The sequence below is a fragment of the Parabacteroides sp. CH2-D42-20 genome, from assembly GCF_003670185.1.
Lineage (GTDB): Bacteria > Bacteroidota > Bacteroidia > Bacteroidales > Tannerellaceae > Parabacteroides > Parabacteroides distasonis.
This window is the reverse complement of sequence record NZ_RAYG01000034.1, coordinates 23,507-40,655: the sequence shown is the minus strand read 5'-3', so window position 1 is coordinate 40,655 and position 17,149 is coordinate 23,507. Positions and strand designations below refer to the sequence as shown.

General features: G+C 47.3%; 13 protein-coding genes. 2 read left to right on the top strand and 11 right to left on the bottom strand.

The genetic code is table 11. From position 1 onward, the window contains the following. Genes murG through rsmH form a run of 8 tightly spaced genes read right to left on the bottom strand, consistent with a single transcriptional unit; the run spans position 1 to position 9,997 of the window. Positions 1-1,107, bottom strand: a complete 1,107-nt coding sequence (murG, locus tag D7V92_RS18385) for an undecaprenyldiphospho-muramoylpentapeptide beta-N-acetylglucosaminyltransferase (RefSeq protein ID WP_008773833.1) — start codon at positions 1,105-1,107, stop codon at positions 1-3. Then, positions 1,104-2,411 (bottom strand): FtsW/RodA/SpoVE family cell cycle protein, encoded by a 1,308-nt coding sequence (locus tag D7V92_RS18380; protein WP_009276485.1) that lies wholly within the window; start codon positions 2,409-2,411, stop codon positions 1,104-1,106. The genes murG and D7V92_RS18380 overlap by 4 nt, the downstream gene beginning before the upstream one ends. Before the next feature lie 11 nt (positions 2,412-2,422). Further along, positions 2,423-3,760 carry a UDP-N-acetylmuramoyl-L-alanine--D-glutamate ligase gene (murD, locus tag D7V92_RS18375; RefSeq protein ID WP_121773469.1) on the bottom strand — a complete coding sequence of 446 codons (1,338 nt, stop codon included), beginning with the start codon at positions 3,758-3,760 and terminating at the stop codon, positions 2,423-2,425. Between the two features lie 3 nt (positions 3,761-3,763). Further along, positions 3,764-5,023 (bottom strand): phospho-N-acetylmuramoyl-pentapeptide-transferase, encoded by a 1,260-nt coding sequence (gene mraY / locus D7V92_RS18370; RefSeq protein WP_005861367.1) that lies wholly within the window; start codon positions 5,021-5,023, stop codon positions 3,764-3,766. Positions 5,024-5,036: 13 nt separating this feature from the next. Further along, positions 5,037-6,497: a UDP-N-acetylmuramoyl-L-alanyl-D-glutamate--2,6-diaminopimelate ligase gene (locus D7V92_RS18365; RefSeq protein WP_121773468.1), complete on the bottom strand. Its 1,461-nt coding sequence runs from the start codon at positions 6,495-6,497 to the stop codon at positions 5,037-5,039. A 2-nt stretch (positions 6,498-6,499) separates the two neighbouring features. Then, entirely contained in the window at positions 6,500-8,695 is a 2,196-nt protein-coding gene (locus D7V92_RS18360; RefSeq protein WP_121773467.1) for a penicillin-binding protein, read from the bottom strand. Positions 8,696-8,713: 18 nt separating this feature from the next. Next, a complete protein-coding gene (locus D7V92_RS18355) occupies positions 8,714-9,067 on the bottom strand; it encodes an FtsL-like putative cell division protein (protein ID WP_005861360.1) in 354 nt (117 codons plus the stop codon). Between the two features lie 12 nt (positions 9,068-9,079). Then, positions 9,080-9,997 (bottom strand): 16S rRNA (cytosine(1402)-N(4))-methyltransferase RsmH, encoded by a 918-nt coding sequence (rsmH, locus tag D7V92_RS18350; protein WP_005861358.1) that lies wholly within the window; start codon positions 9,995-9,997, stop codon positions 9,080-9,082. A 476-nt stretch (positions 9,998-10,473) separates the two neighbouring features. On the opposite strand from rsmH, the gene D7V92_RS18345 reads away from it, so the two are divergent. Beyond that, positions 10,474-11,298, top strand: a complete 825-nt coding sequence (locus tag D7V92_RS18345) for a 1-acyl-sn-glycerol-3-phosphate acyltransferase (protein WP_005866963.1) — start codon at positions 10,474-10,476, stop codon at positions 11,296-11,298. Positions 11,299-11,310: 12 nt separating this feature from the next. Beyond that, positions 11,311-12,285 (top strand): GNAT family N-acetyltransferase, encoded by a 975-nt coding sequence (locus D7V92_RS18340; protein WP_005866962.1) that lies wholly within the window; start codon positions 11,311-11,313, stop codon positions 12,283-12,285. A 104-nt stretch (positions 12,286-12,389) separates the two neighbouring features. On the opposite strand, the gene D7V92_RS18335 is transcribed toward D7V92_RS18340, so the two are convergent. The 3 genes from D7V92_RS18335 to D7V92_RS18325 form a co-directional block, all read right to left on the bottom strand. Then, positions 12,390-13,121: a YjbH domain-containing protein gene (locus tag D7V92_RS18335; RefSeq protein WP_121773466.1), complete on the bottom strand. Its 732-nt coding sequence runs from the start codon at positions 13,119-13,121 to the stop codon at positions 12,390-12,392. Between the two features lie 64 nt (positions 13,122-13,185). After that, positions 13,186-15,516 carry a carboxypeptidase-like regulatory domain-containing protein gene (locus D7V92_RS18330; RefSeq protein WP_008773840.1) on the bottom strand — a complete coding sequence of 777 codons (2,331 nt, stop codon included), beginning with the start codon at positions 15,514-15,516 and terminating at the stop codon, positions 13,186-13,188. 11 nt (positions 15,517-15,527) lie between these two features. Further along, on the bottom strand, positions 15,528-16,778 hold the full coding sequence (locus D7V92_RS18325) for a hypothetical protein (protein WP_121773465.1): 1,251 nt from the start codon (positions 16,776-16,778) through the stop codon (positions 15,528-15,530). Positions 16,779-17,149: the final 371 nt, after the last annotated feature.

The window sequence follows — 17,149 nt, the reverse complement described above, 5'->3', positions numbered from 1 at the left end:
TTATTTCTTATCTATAATCTTAACAATCTCATCCACGATACGGTCTGCGCTATGGCGTTGCGCTAAGGTCTCGATATTACGGCTCAACGTACGCAAACGTTCATCGTCATGAACTATCTTCAAGGCGGTAGGCACCAAATCCTTTTCCGCATCTTTATCGGCGATCATAACGGCGGCATCCTTATGGACCAAGGCTAAGGCATTCTTGGTCTGATGATCTTCCGCCACATTCGGCGAAGGCACCAAGACCACCGGTTTTCCTAATAAGCAAAGTTCCGAGATAGAACTAGCCCCCGCACGGGATATCACCAAATCGGCCGCTGAATAAGCATAATCCATACGGGTAATAAAGTCTGAGCACCAAACCGGCATTCCCCGGTACGCCTTCAAATGCTTGGAAGCGTCGCTGTAATAATACCTACCGGTTTGCCAAATAACCTGTACATCCGAGGCGAAGAACTTATCCAGATCCCCTTGAATACTCCGGTTAATCGTCCGTGCGCCAAGGCTACCACCTACCACAAGGATCGTTTTTTTCTCCGGAGAAAGCCCGAAGAACGCCAACGCCTCCTCTTTCTTACTCAGCGCCTCTTCCAAATCCTGTCGCACCGGATTTCCCGTAATCACGATCTTATCCGCCGGAAAGAACTTCTCCATGCCCTCGTAAGCGACACAAATCTTGCTCGCTTTCTTCGCCAACAACTTATTGGTCACACCTGCATATGAGTTTTGTTCCTGTATCAACGCAGGAACACCTTGCGAAGCCGCCATCCATAAAGTCGGTCCACTGGCATAACCGCCCACGCCGACCGCTATATCTGGCTTGAACTCACGGATCGTCTTCCTCGCCAAGCGCAAGCTTTTCGCTAAACGAGCCATAACCTTCACGTTGTTCATCAAATGGGCACGATCAAACCCACTCACTGGTAAACCTACGATTTTATAACCGGCTGCCGGAACCTTATCCATTTCCATGCGGTCTTCCGCACCCACAAATAAGATTTCCGCATCCGGAAAACGTTTCTTGAAAGTATTAGCGATAGATATGGCCGGGAAGATATGGCCTCCCGTACCACCACCACTTATTATGATCCGGTACTTTCTCATACTTTTGACTCTACAGTTATCGTTTCGACAGCCGATAGCGGATTATCTTCTTTCTCTCCCTCGACCGCCTGATTTATTGTCTCTCCGGATGGCTCGTCGGAAGGATTCTCTGGATTCTCCGTATCCTCCTCTTCCTCATCCTCATTTCCGATATTGGCTCCAAAACGACTTACGCTCAATATGATCCCGAAATAGATACAAGATATAAGCGTAGACGTACCACCCCGGCTCACCAACGGCATCGGTTGCCCGGTAACGGGCACTAAATTCACGGCTACCGCCATATTCGCCAAGGCTTGGACTACCACCAGCAACCCACATCCCAACACTAGGAATTTCGGGAATGATTTATCACATTTCCGGGCGATCATCCCGACCCGCACTAGCAGCATTATATAAAGCAACAGTACAAAGATCCCCCCAACGATACCCAGTTCCTCTATGATAATCGCATAGATAAAATCAGAATACGCCTGTGGCAGGAAGTCACGCTGTTGGCCATGTCCGGGCATCTGTCCTAATACGCCTCCCCTAGCAATAGCTATCTTCGCATGGGTTACCTGATAATTATCATCGGTTATCTTATACGTACCACTCTCATCCAAATTATCCTTATGCCCGTCGAAGAAACGCTCCAAACGCCCCTGCCAAGTAACGAATCGATCCGGCAAATACTGGGTAATAGCGGCTGGCGTAAACTTAAGCAACGCCAAGAACAATACCAACGCCAACATCAAGATGCCCGCCAGCTTCGCCAACTTACCAAATGGCAACTGACCGATAAACATCATCAGGAAACAAACCCCGAATAGCATAAACGCCGTAGAGAAGTTCTCCGGCAGAATCAAGACACAGGTCAGTCCTACCCCAATCAGTATATACTTAAAAATCTGGTTCTCCGTTAATTTCCCCCGCTTACTGAGCAAGAAAGCGACAAACACGACACAAGCCAGCTTCCCGAACTCCGAAGGCTGGAACTGTATCCCCATGATTTCCAACCATCGATGTGCGTCATTAGCGTCCACGCCGATAAAGGGCGTCACGATCAACATCAACATCGAGACCGGCAATAATATAATAAACGCAGAGAAGAAACGACACGGTATATTATGTAACAGCAATACCATGACGAAACCTCCCAATAAAAAGGTGGCGTGCCGTACGATAGGCGCCCAGTGATTCGCGTTCTTATAAGCGATCGTACTGGTCGCGCTGAACACCTCCACCACCGATATAAGACACAGGAACATGAAGATGATCCATATCACCCGGTCGCCCTTAAACAGTTTACTCGCCAGATCCATTTTATCCTTTATTACAAATTACGTACGCAAGCCTTGAACTGATCGCCCCGATCCTCATAGCTCTTGAACAGGTCGAAGCTGGCGCAACAAGGAGAGAGCAATACCGTATCTCCCTTATGAGCCATCTTATAAGCTTTCGCCACAGCCTCCTCCATCGAGCGGGCATCTTCAATATTCGCCACTTTCCCGTCGAAGAACGCATGCAGTTTCGTATTATCCACACCCATGAAAATCAATGAATGTACCTTCTTATTCACTAATTCCTCGATCTCCGAGTAATCATTCCCTTTATCCGTGCCCCCTAAGATCAAAACGACCGGAGTCGTCATGCTCTGCAAGGCATACCAACAAGAGTTTACGTTCGTAGCTTTCGAGTCATTGATATAATCAACACCACGCACGCGAAGCACCTTTTCCAAACGGTGCTCAACACCCGTGAAATCACTGAGTGAGGCACGTATTTTCTCATCATGAATGTCCACGATCTTGGACGCTATCCCCGAAGCCAAAGAGTTATACAGGTTATGCGTACCAGTCAATGCCAATAGGTCTTGTTCCATCGTAAATGTTCCGTTTGCCGTTTCAATAACTACTTGATTATTTTCCGTATATCCCTTCACGCCGTTCTCATATGTCTCGGCGAATGGGTAAAGAGTAGCCTCAGGATGCCGTTTGGCGATCTCACGGGCTATGATCGGGTCATCGTTCCAGAAAATGAAGGCGTCGTCCTTCGTCTGATTTTGCAAGATGCGGAACTTAGCGTCTACATAATTCTGCATCTCATAGTTATAACGGTCCAGATGATCCGGTGTTATATTCAATATAATAGCGATATCCGCTTTAAAGTCGTACATATTATCCAGTTGGAAACTGCTCAACTCGATCACGTAGACCGCATGTGGATCTTCCGCAACCTGAAGCGCCAAGCTGTTTCCGACATTTCCGGCCAAGCCCACGTCCACGCCCGCTTCTTTCAGTATATGATACGTAAGCATCGTCGTTGTCGTCTTGCCGTTGCTACCCGTGATGCAAATCATCTTCGAGTCCGTATACCTTCCGGCAAACTCGATCTCGGAGATGATCGGCGTACCTTGCTTCTTCAATAACTGTATGATAGGAGCCTTGTCGGGAATACCCGGGCTCTTGACAATTTCGTCGGCATTCAAGATGTCGGCTTCGGTATGCTGTCCCTCTTCCCAACGAATCCCGTGGTTGTCCAGCATCTCCTTATACTTAGGTTTGATAGACGATTTATCGGACACGAACACGTCGAATCCTTTCGCCTTCGCCAAGACAGCGGCTCCCGCGCCACTCTCCCCGGCCCCTAATATAACCATTCTCTTACTCATCTTTTATCTCATCTTTAACGTAACTATCGTCATAACAGCCAAAATAATACCGATCAACCAGAAACGGACCACGATCTTCGATTCAGGCACGACATTGAACGGCTTTTGGATCAACGCCTGTATACCCGCGTTTCCCGGCTTCTGGAAATGATGGTGTAAAGGAGCCATCTTGAAGATACGGCGACCTTCCCCATACTTCTTCTTCGTATATTTAAAGTAGGCCACTTGCAACATGACCGATATATTCTCCACCAAGAAAATACCGCAAAGGATCGGAATCAACAACTCCTTACGGATGATGATCGCGAAAACAGCGATAATACCTCCCAAGGTCAAGCTCCCCGTATCTCCCATAAATACTTGGGCCGGATACGAGTTGTACCATAAGAAACCGACCGTGGCACCGATAAAGGCAGCGGCATAAACCACCAACTCCTCCGCGCCGGGTATAAACATGATATTCAAGAACGAGGCGAACTCAAAGTGGGATGACATATAGGCCAAAATACCGAGCGCCACCCCGATGATCGCCGATGTCCCGGCAGCCAAGCCGTCCAATCCATCCGTCATATTGGCTCCGTTCGACACGGCAGTCACCACAAAGATCACCATCAGCACGAACACCAGCCACGCGGCCTCCTCCTTATAATCGCCCGCCCAGTTCACCAAATTGGCGTAATCGAAATTATTGTTTTTCAAGAACGGGATGGTCGTCTTTGTCGACTTGGTCTCCACCGTATGATAACGCACCTCCTCGATCACGTTATCATGGCGCACCTCCATATTCTCCTTGATCACCACATCCGGACTCATGAACAATACCAAGCCAACGATCAGGCCCAGTCCTACCTGCCCGACGATCTTGAAACGTCCGTGCATGCCCTCCTTATTCTTCTTGAACACCTTGATATAATCATCCGCGAATCCCAAGGCACCCAGCCAGACCGTAGTCACCAACATCAATATCACATAGATATTATTCAGCTTGGCACACAGTAAAGTCGGGATCAATATAGCGATAATAATGATAATACCTCCCATCGTCGGCGTTCCCTTCTTGCTCATCTGGCCCTCCAGCCCAAGATTTCTCACCGTCTCGCCGATCTGCAACATTTGCAACTTATCGATGATACGCCGGCCGATCGCCGTAGAGATAAACAAGGACAAGATCAAGGCCAACCCCGAGCGGAAAGATACGTACTTAAACATACCCGCTCCCGGGAAATCCAACTGATCCAAATAATTAAAAAGATAATAAAGCATGTCGTCTTAAATATTATGATTGTTGTGTCGAAAAAATCTCGCGTAACTTCTCACGGTCGTCAAAGTGATATTTCACCCCCTTGATCTCCTGATAGTCTTCGTGGCCTTTTCCGGCAACAAGGATCACATCCCCTTTCTTCGCCAACATCGTAGCGGTCTTGATCGCTTGCGTACGGTCCGTGATACATAAGGCACGTTCCATATCCATTTTCGTCAATCCGGCTACCATATCGTTAATAATATCATCCGGTTCCTCAAAGCGCGGGTTATCGGAAGTCAGAATTACCTGATCGCTCAGCTTGACAGCCTCTTTCGCCATCAGCGGGCGTTTCCCCTTGTCCCGGTTTCCCCCGGCACCCACGACGGTAATGATACGTCCTTTCCCGTCCAATACCTCATGAATGCCATTCAGTACATTCATCAAGGCATCCGGCGTGTGAGCGTAATCCACGATCGCCGTATAACCGAGCGGAGACTGGATCGTCTCGAAGCGACCGGATACGGAGCGAAGCGTGCTCAGCACGATCAACACCTCCTCGGGATCTTTCCCCAAAGAAACCGCGGCTCCGTACACGGCCAGCAAGTTATAAGCGTTGAAACGTCCCACGAAATGCACCATAACCTCCCGACCGTTAATGATCAAGTCTGTACCATCGAAATGAGATTCCAATATCTTTCCCTTGAAATCGGCCAAGGTACGCAAGGAATAGGTCAGCTTTTTCGCCTTCGTATTCTGCAACATCACCAAGCCGGATTTATCATCGGCATTCGTCAAGGCAAAAGTCCCGGCAGGCAGGTCATCGAAGAATTTCTTCTTCGCTTTCAAGTAATTCTCCACGGTCTTATGATAGTCCAAATGATCACGGGTCAAGTTCGTGAAAATCCCCCCGTCGAAAGACAGGCCGCTGATGCGCCGCTGATCGATCGAATGAGAGCTAACCTCCATAAAAGCATACTCACATCCGGCCTCTACCATCCGGGCCATCAAGGAATGAAGCGTAAGCGGGTCCGGTGTCGTATGATCCGTCGGTACCGCCTCGCCATCTATATAATTACATACCGTGGAAAGCAATCCCACCTTATGTCCCATCTTCCGGAACATCTCATATAATAAAGTAGCGATCGTAGTCTTCCCGTTCGTACCCGTCACGCCTACCAACACCAATTTCCGGGAAGGATCACCATACCAGCGGGAAACCAAAAGACCCAACGCCTCCGCCGAATCCTTCACCACGATAAACGAGCATCTCCCCTCCAAATAGGACGGAGCCTCCTCGCATACGATAGCGACAGCCCCCTTCTCTATGGCGCTGTCCATATAGGCATGGCCATCCACGGCCGTACCTCTCACAGCGACAAACAAAGACCCTTTCGTCACCCGACGAGAGTCTGATTGAATATTCGTGATATCCACATTATCCGCCCCCATCAACATAGGAGCTTCCAACGCACCGATTAAATCCCTTAGTTCCATACCTATTTCAATGTTAATAATACGGTCTGCCCCTTAGACACTCGCTGTCCGGGTTGAATACTCTGCGAAACGACCCGTCCGACACCCGACAAAGAGACACGCAGACCGGCTTGCTCCAACAAGAAAACCGCATCTTTAGCCCCCATGCCGACTACCCGGGGTACCAGTCCCTCACGAATCGTCAGATCGCTTAATTTCACCTTATTCTCTTCTTGCTCGGCGGAGGCTACGACCCACTTTGTCTCCAAACTGTCCGTATCCGCCTTAATATCCAATTCATCTAATACGTCCTCTACCGCCCTCAGATCGCCACCTTTCACACGAGGTACCATCACGGCCATCGAATCCCGTTCCATATCCCGGACATCGAACGACATATGGCTGGCGTATATCTTCTCGGCGATCGCACGCACCACGCCTCCCGACATCGTACCGCCCGAAGGATAACCAATACGGGGACGGCGGATCACCACGATACAAGAATACTTCGGATGATCGGCCGGGAAATAGCCACAGAAAGAAACTTGGTGCCCGCTCGTACGGTAGACACCGCCCGTAGCGATCTGCGCCGTACCGGTCTTTCCGGCGATCCGGACAATATCCGAATGAACCGCCTTACCGGTCCCTTTCTCCACGACTCCCAGCAACATATCTTTTATCAACGCCAGTGTATGATCCGAGCAGATCGAAGAGTTGATCACCTCCGTGGAAAAACTCTGCACGGTCTTGCCGTTATGTAAGATCTCTTTCGTAAACATCGGGCGAACCATTTCCCCGTTGTTCGCAATCGCGTTAAAGAACGCCAACGTATTGATCGGCGGTACCTGCGTCTCGTAACCGAACGACATCCAAGGCAAAGTGGTCTTGGACCAATAACGGGTCGTATCATCCGGACGACGTATCTTGGCACGTCCCGCCCCCGGTATCTCCAAACGAAGATCCGCGTTCATACCGATACGGTACAGTCCCTCCACAAACTTCGTCGGGTTATCCGAATAACCTTTCAGGATCGTCTTGGCCACACCGATATTGGAGGAATACCAAATCGCCTGCTCCACCGAGATCCGGCCGTATCCACCTTTATTCATATTATGGTCCGTCATGCGGGCCCCCTTATACATATATATACCATTGCCGACATCGACCGTATCTCCCGGATTGCATAAACCATCCTCCAAGGCCACCATGATAGAGGCCACCTTGAAAGTAGAACCCGGCTCGATCTCGTCCGCTACGGCATGATTCTTCGTCTCGCCATATACGCCCTCACGGATACGCCCCATATTCGTGATCGCCTTGATCTCTCCGGTCTCGACCTCCATCACGACAGCCGTACCGGACTCGGCATCGATCGCCTTCAATTTATCGACCAACGATTTCTCGGTTATATCCTGTATATTAATATCGATCGTGGTACGGATATCCATGCCATCCACCGGGTCCACCTCAATCACGTTCGTCCAGCCTCCACCGACACGACGAACGGAACTCAACCCGGCCTGCCCCCGCAGGAGCGAATCGTATTGCAACTCCAATCCATTCTTCCCCTTCGTAGTACCACCCTCCTCGATCTCTCCGTAGATATCACCGATCGTACGAGACGCCAAGGTCCCGAAAGGTTTCTGGCGCTGTACCATCTCCTTCGTATAAAAACCGCTCTTATAACGTCCCAGACGAAGGAACGGGAACTTACGGATCTCCTTCAAGTCCGAATACGAGACCTTCCCCGCATAAATCGGGAACTGGCGACTCTTACCGCTCAGCCCTTTCAGCAGATAAGCCTTATAGCCCGCCGGCGTACGATCCTTCAATTTACGGGAAAGATAAAACGCCAACGAGTCCACCCCATCCTTCTTGGACGTCTTGAACGTATCCAGCCAATTATACTTGGCATCCTTAGCCGGAGCATACGCATCCGCCTTAAAGTCGATATACATATAATAACGAGGCACGCTGGTAGCCATCAACTTACCGTCCGACGAATAGATATTGCCACGTCCGGGCAGCACCAAACGGTTTGGTCGTTTCTGGCTCTCGGCTACCTTCATCCATTTATCCCTCTCCACGAAGGCTGTATCAAAGGCGCAGAACAGGATTCCTACGGCCACAAGCCCCAGCAACAGCACGACTACGAAGTAACAGAATAAAATCCGGCTACTTTTAGGCTCTATTTCTTTCGGTTCGTTTTCTTCAGACATACCTATTTACACCTTATCTCACTTATATAACTCATAAGGAGGGGTTTTCGCACCCTCCAGATCAATACCTTGCTCCTCGATCAGCAACTCGATTTGCGATTGGCGGCTATTGCCGGTCAACTCGGATGAGATCGACAACGCCTCGAAACGCACATCCCTCAATTGCTGTTGCAACCGGTCGATCTCACGCAGCTTTTGCATACAAGTATACCGGTTACCGATAAAGAAAAACGCCAACACGACAAGTAACACGATCATGCGCGTATGCCTCAAGATAAAATCCTCTTTCAGCACGCCGCCACCGAGTATATACCAGAACGAAAGACGCTTCTCCTTCTTCCTCGTTTTCTTATGTTGTCCGTTTTCTTCCATATCTATTTCTCCTTATACCTTCTCAGCGATTCTCAACTTGGCGCTCCGGGAACGGGGATTCCGCTCCACCTCCTCGTCGGTCGGGACGATTACCTTATTATTGACCAAGCGGAAAGGCGATCGTACGTTCCCGAAGAAATCCTGCTCGCATTTCCCCTCGAAGTTTCCGGTCTTCAAAAAGTTCTTTACCAGACGATCTTCCAAGGAGTGATACGTGATAACCACCAATCGTCCTCCCGGTCTCAACACCCGCAAGGTACTCCGCAGCATCTCTTTCAGCGCCCTCATCTCATCGTTCACCTCGATACGAAGCGCCTGAAAGACTTGCGCCAAGAATTTCTTCTCTTTGTCCTTTCCCGTAAACGGCTTGATCACCTCCAAGAAGTCTCCGATCGTCTCTATCTTCTTTGTCTCACGAGCTTTCACCAGCACAGAGGCTAATTTCCGTGACACCTTCAGCTCGCCATATAGATAAAACACATCGGCCAACGCCTCCGCCGTATAATTATTCACGATATCGGCGGCGGTCTGCCCCGCACGCGTATTCATCCGCATATCCAACGTCCCGTCGAAACGGAAAGAGAAACCGCGATCCTTATCGTCGAAATGATGGGAAGAGACACCTAAATCCGCCAACAGGCCGTCCACCTCCCCACTTTCTCCGTAGTAACGCATAAAATTATACAAATAACGGAAATTACTGCGCACGAAAGTGAATCGTGGGTCTGCCGGGACATTATGCTCGGCGTCCGCATCTTGGTCAAAGCCGTAAAGTTCGCCCTCGCTACCCAACCGTTTCAAGATCTCGCGGGAATGTCCTCCACCGCCAAACGTAACATCCACGTAAATCCCGTCTGGACGGATATCCAATCCCTCCAGACTTTCCCGCAGCATTACCGGTACATGATAGCAACTATCTTTTTCTTCCATTCGTCGTTCTTACGTTAAACTTCCTCTTAAAATCAAGCGCCGTACTCCTTTGATACGCACGCACATGCCTTATCGGTGGGTAAAAGTACACATTTCCAAAATTACCCGCCAACATTTATATAAGAAAAGTAGGAAAAAGTTATCAACAGGTCGTTAATCTTTCGTCTTTTCGTCCTTATCTCTTACGCTTTTCACCGGTATCCGTTAACCAATTCTTCCTTTCACCTTCATCTTCTAACGGCCGTTGGATGATCATGCAACAGTTGGTAGATGATCTTCTAACAGTTGGTGCATGATCGTCCAACAGCCGTTAGATAACCGATAGTCAAGCTCCCGGGGACTAACCTCCCTAATGGTAGCGGCTAAAAGATCAAGGGGAAAAGGCCAAGATAGCTGGCGAAAAAGCAAAAACTTCACTCAAACCTCTCTCGTTTTAATTATTAACTTTATCTTTGCCCCTTGACAAGCTTATATAGATGGCAAAACAAGGTGTGACAAAGATAGATATTAAGCAAGTATTGGCACAAAAGGCGCCCAAGGCGTCACGCAAGATTCCGGGATTTATCGTGGACTATTTGATTCGCACGGTTCATCAAGAGGAACTGAATGATATATTAACCCGTTACCACGATAAGGAAGGGGTAGATTTCATGCGTGAGCTTATCGGCTATTTTGACCTTACCCTCGATCTGGTACATGCGGAGAACATCCCGACCGAAGGCCGCTATATCTTCGCCTCCAACCATCCGCTCGGAGGATTGGACGGTATCTGTCTCTCCGCCGTTATCGGTTCCCGGTTCGAAGGCCGCATCAAGTATCCGGTCAATGATTTATTACTTTATCTCTCCAATCTAAAATCCATCTTTGTACCGATCAACAAACACGGCACCCAAGGAAAGGACAACGCACGGATGCTGGAGGAGGCTTTTGCCTCGGACGACCAGATCATCACTTTCCCCGCTGGATTATGCTCTCGCAAGATTGGTGGCAAGATACAAGACTTGGAGTGGAAGAAATCGTTCATCCAGAAGGCGGTGCAATACAAGCGGGATATCGTACCGGTCTATTTCGACGGGAAGAATTCCAATTTCTTCTACAACCTCGCCCGGATACGCAAGGCGCTGGGTATAAAGATGAATTATGAGATGATTTATTTACCGGACGAGATGTTCCGGAGCAAACATAAGACCTTCCGGATTCATTTCGGGAAGCCTATCCCTTGGCAGACATTCGACAATAGCAAGAAACCCGCCGAATGGGCCGAGTGGATAAAAAACAAGGTTTACAAACTCAAGGATTAACAGACGAAACATATGCAAGACATTATCAATCCCATAGACAGGGCACTACTGAAGGCTGAATTGACCAAAGAGAAGAGGTTGAGAAGTACCAATAAATCGAAGAATGAGATTTATATCGTCACGGCGCACGACTCACCCAATGTCATGCAAGAGATAGGGCGTCTGCGGGAGGTCGCTTTCCGTTATTACGGGGGTGGCACGGGATTCCCTGTGGATATCGATGAGTATGACACGATGGAAGACGCTTACCGCCAGTTGATTGTCTGGAGCCCGGAAGATGAGCAGATCTTGGGGGGATACCGTTTCCTTTGCGGTTCGGACGTTAAGTTCGACGAGAATGGTAAACCGATCTTGGCGACCTCGCACTTGTTTAATTTCTCAGAGAAATTTATCAAGGAGATCCTTCCTTATACGGTAGAGTTGGGACGCTCGTTCGTGGCTCTGGAGTATCAATCCACCCGTTCCGGGGCGAAAGGCTTGTTCGTGTTGGATAACCTGTGGGATGGATTGGGGGCTTTATCCGTGGTTGATCCGAGCTTGCGGTATTATTTCGGGAAGGTGACTATGTACAATACGTACAACCAAGAGGCCCGTAATATGATCTTATACTTCCTCGGATTGCATTTCCCGGACGCAGACCAACTGATCACTCCGGTATATCCTTTGGAGACTAATATGGATGTAGAGAAGATGAGATCTCTTTTCCCTCACGATAATTTCAAGGATAACTACAAGGTATTGAACCAAGAGGTTCGTAAATTCGGCATCAACGTGCCTCCTTTGGTAAATGCTTACATGAGCTTGTCGCCTAAGATGCGTGTATTCGGCACAGCGATCAACCATGAGTTTGGAGAGGTGGAGGAAACGGGTATCTTAATCGCTATTAACGAGATATTAGAGGATAAGAAGAAACGGCATATTGAGACGTATCTGGAAGAGGAATACAAATCTGCCGAGCTTATACGCAAGAATTTCATCGGGGAATAAAGCCGTAGATATGGCTAGCGCGACAGCGTAACAAGATATAAAAAGGTTCAGCCTAACCGTTCGCCTCCAAGCGGATTAAAAACGGACAAAGGCTGAACCTCTTTTTATCTCAAATAAATCTTATAGCATAGTCCACCGGAGAAATATTTCATTCGCTGCAATTCAAATTGAAAATGTATATGATTGAATAGTAGGTAAGTGGCTCCCATAGCGAAGTCTTTCGAATCGTATTCGGCTATGACGTTCAAATGTGGGGCGAATGAAGGATTGTAGGTGATACCTCCCGCTACACCGTTCAAGGGATAATCCTCACGGCGGTTATACAGATAGGATAAATGAACACCTAAGGTTTCCCTTCCCAGCTGAAAATGTTTGGTAGCGGCCAGATAATAACGGCAGAAATAGCCGTTTCCCGTAGCCGAAGCGAATTTATGCCCGGATGACGTAAAAGGGTCCGAAGTCCCCAGCACGACAGCGGGGATGTATTTGCTTTCTTTCAACACACGTAAGCGGGCGGAGAAATAACGATCTTGGTTCGTGAATCCGGAATAGCCATGCTTATCCAATCCAAGGCTCTCGGCCGTAAACAGCGTACAAGTATACGCTACTTCCAGGAACGGGAAGATCGTCACGTTCAAATAATAATTCCACGTATTAAAATTAAACTTGGGAGGCGTAAGCTCTTGATGCAAGAAGTTTCCGCCAAGCATCACGGTCTTGTCCTTTTGCATATCGGCGGACGGGGCATGCAATAGCCCTGTCGTGCCATAAGATAATTGAGCCGGAAGTATCGTCCAGCAACTTAAGAATATGATCAATAAGAGTAATTTCTTCATTTTTCTTTGTTTACTTATAAACTTCCGGCTCAACATTATTTAATCAAGCTTCAAATATCAAGCATTAATCCGGGATGATGATACCGCCACCGGCGTTATTGCCATCACCATGTCCGTGACCGTGGGATTGCTTGTAAACAGGAGTACCTTCTATCTTGATAAGTTTTTTAGCTACAACCTGAATCTCTTCCACCTTCTTACCCTTTGTCATAAACTTAAATACATACGTATTTGTAGTATATGTCTTCTTCAAGCTCATAGAAGCGACCGTACGATCAGCTTCCGTAGGAACGGATGTAGTCAATGATGTTTGGGTACCAATCTGATAACCATCAGCTTGCAAACGATTAGAGATTCGGTTATAAACCGCATTCTTAGCGACTTGACCATCTACGTTAGATTTTCCGACTAGATCCTGCAAGTTTTCTCCAACATAAGCATTTGTAGTTGTAACAACTACAGGAATGTTTCCTGCCTTACCATCAGAACAGTAGTCAACAACCTTTTCTACGATTGTAGTATCAGTACTGATATCTTCAGTTTCCGCTAATGCCAACTCAAAACCTGCGGCAAACTTAGAGAAGTGAGCGACAGACATTTCCGCACCAGTACCATTGATATAAACAGGGTCCGCCGTAGGATCAATCTTCATGATCTCCTTATTATCTATGCCTGTGGTCGCATATAACAATGCCATAGGCTGTGTAGAAGAAACCAAATCCTTCGGAGCGTCGAACGAGATCTTCAAAGCCGGAGAGAATACCGTACCGCTAGGCTCGCCTTTATATACACGGCTTACACTGGCTACCGCACCAGCATCAGAAGTCACATTATTGGATTGCAGAGCTTCCGCAGACATATCACGTTCGATCACCAATGTTTGATTACTACTTGCCGGCATAACGATAACGACAGGCTTACCACTTTCCGCGACCAAACTTACCTCATCTTTCTCTTTTATACCATCAGCGGTCGTACTTTCAATCACTCCTATCGATTCTGTCAATTTCTCAGCATCACTTTGATTCAAGACCTTAATAACTGGAGCTTGAACCTCATTATCCGCACCTTTATAGTTATCTAAGACATTAGCAGGAATGACAACGTCTACTTTTTGCTCAACATTATTCTCATCCACATAAGTGACACCAGACACCTTAACCTCTTCGGTTCCGCCTGCGTTAATCGCATTCTTAATCTCATCCGCTACTTTTTCCGCTTCTTTTTCCGGAACCTGAACACCATATTTAGAAAAATCAATCTCCGTATTTCCACCTGTACCTATAGGGTTCAATGTGATAGGAAATACATAGTTCATACTCTGACCGACCTTAAAGATGATCGTACGAGAGTAGCTCGTATAACCTGCGGCTTTAACACTCAAGATAAATTGAGCATCCTCCGTAACCTTTGATGATGCGATATTGAAAGAGAACTCACTCTCATTCTTAGAAATAAATAACTCTTCACTTCCTAACATCAATGTGACTTCCGCTGTTTTGATGTCTGCGCCCGTAGATAGGTCTGTTATTATACCAGATACGATATAAGTCGCTTTTGACGGATCTGTCGGTTTGGAAGGATCGGAAGGATCAGACGGGTCTGTTGGCTTGGAAGGATCAGACGGGTCAGAAGGATCTGTCGGCTTAGAAGGATCATCCGGGTCTACTGGAATAGAAGGAGCGACATTCATCACGATAATAGCTGGATACTCAACGTCGAATGTATCACCTTCGCCCTCTTTCTTTTCTTGATCCGGAACGGCTGAAACGACAACCTTAGCCACGGCTTTAGTATATCCGGAAGCTGTAGCTACTACGTCGTAGATACCGGGAGTCACATCAGAGACCTTAAAATTAGGTTTATTCTCTTTAGCGATCTCTTTATCCCCGTATTTTACGACAACAGAAAGGCTGGAAGTAGAGATAGCTTTTCCCACAACATCCTCGATCGATACGGAAAGATTGTACTTCGCCTTCTTATACTCTTTCGGAGTATCGGGAGTCGTGCCCTTTACCATGACGGCGTTTACTACATACTGTCCAACACCCGATTCGATCTTCTTCACATCCACATCATAGCTTCTGTCTGCATAGCCTTCCGACTTAAAGGCGATTTTGTAAGAGCCTGGTGTGCTTTTCAAGTCGAAAGAGTACGTTCCATCAGAACCCGTCGTAGCACTAAGAGATTGAGCTCCAGAAAGAGCTACGCTAACGCCAGCCATCGGGTTGTTGCTGGCATCCATGACCGTACCACTAATCGCATAGGTGGCAACAGTGCCACCACCATCCGGAGTAGGCACATCATCATCGTCATCCTTACAGCCCATGAAACATACCATGGCTGTCGTAAGGAACAAGACCAATAAGGTCTGTAACTTTGTAATTGTTCTCATAATAAAACTATTTAAAAATTGAGTAATTCCGACTTTATAAAGTACGGGTTGAATTGATTCTGTTGCATGATGTTATCATTCGGCGAGGCTTTATACCCCTTATAATAATAGCGTTCATTACCGGCGTTGTAAGACATACCCCAGTTGTCAGAAGGAAGCACCCGCACATTCTTACGTTTATATTTATAAGGAGGAAGAGCCACTTGAAACCGGAAACCGCCGTTTTTCAAAGCACCTTGCGCCTTCATCGCATAAAATCCTATCGAACAATAGCGAAAATGGCGGATCAAGTCAATCCGTCCTCCGATCTCACCCAGTAAGTATTGCTCGGCTTTCAAGGAGACTTGCGTATTGTATTTTGGCCAGTAGAAACTACCTCCCAGCGACCATGTCACCCGTTGGTGAGTTCCATAATGATATTCAAACTTTTGCCAAGATCCCGTACCCGTACAACCAATACGTCCTTCCAAAGAAAAACGTTCATCCTTCAAATGATGGGTTACCGCTAAATCCACGCCATAACGATCCGCATTGAACAAACCGATACTGGCTCTGGCGAACGTACGATAAGGTAAACGAAAAGATTGGGAAAGGGTAACCATGCCCGGGTGAATCTTACCCGCCCAAGGACCATATCCATCATTATATATAGGAAACACCATCTGCGCCGTCAGCTTCATCCCATTCCAGAAAGAGACCTCGATCGCAGGCGAGAGGTTGAATAACACTTGGTATATTTGCGTGATAATGAGGTTCTTCAGATACAACTCCGGATAAACCACCACGTCTACTTTAAATAAGGAGCTATTCATACGGTACTCTTTCTTCACCTTATCCCAGCTATCGCCCAGATCGTAAGTAGCATCCCAGGCGGAACGGGCCGCATAGGAGCCGGGAGCCGCCTTCAAGCTGTCCGGATTTGCCGTATAGATCAATGAGATCTGCGGTATGTTATTATCCAATACGACGATACGGCAGGATTTGCCCTTCTCCGGCAAGCCTGTTTTCTGGATGCGGTCTATGGCATGGGCCAGTCCCACACCCTGCAAACGCCAAGGGGTATTCTCCAAGACATACACTCTCTCCTTCTCGTCTTCCGACCAGACAACATTCTCAAAACCCATATCGACCAGCATATTCGCGGTGATATCCGCATATACCTTATTATATTGGGCCTTTGTAAACATAGGCAATAGTAGCAAAAAGAATAAAAGGCATTCCTTACGGAGTAAAATGGCTCGTATAGAAGACTTTCTATTCATATCTCTAGAGTTTGATTCCAAGTTATCATTGGTTTACTGTTTTTCTTATTCTTACCCTTCCACATAAAAAACGACTAGTGAAAACGATCGTTTAGATCTTGCATTTTTTTAGAAAGCAAAAAGATGATGCTCTTTTGTCATATTCGTGACACTTTGATTAATCTATCCTGTTGAGAAGAAGATATATAGCAGGATAAAATTTAATCGGAAAAGGTTGCCGGTCTCGGAGAAATGCCTACCTTTGCAAACGACTAATTGAAACGATCGTTTTTTACAGTCGTTTTCAATCTAAATATTTTTATTGTTATCATAGATACTTCTCATAATAGCCTGCGCCAAAATCAACAAATGACACTTCATATTTAGAAAAC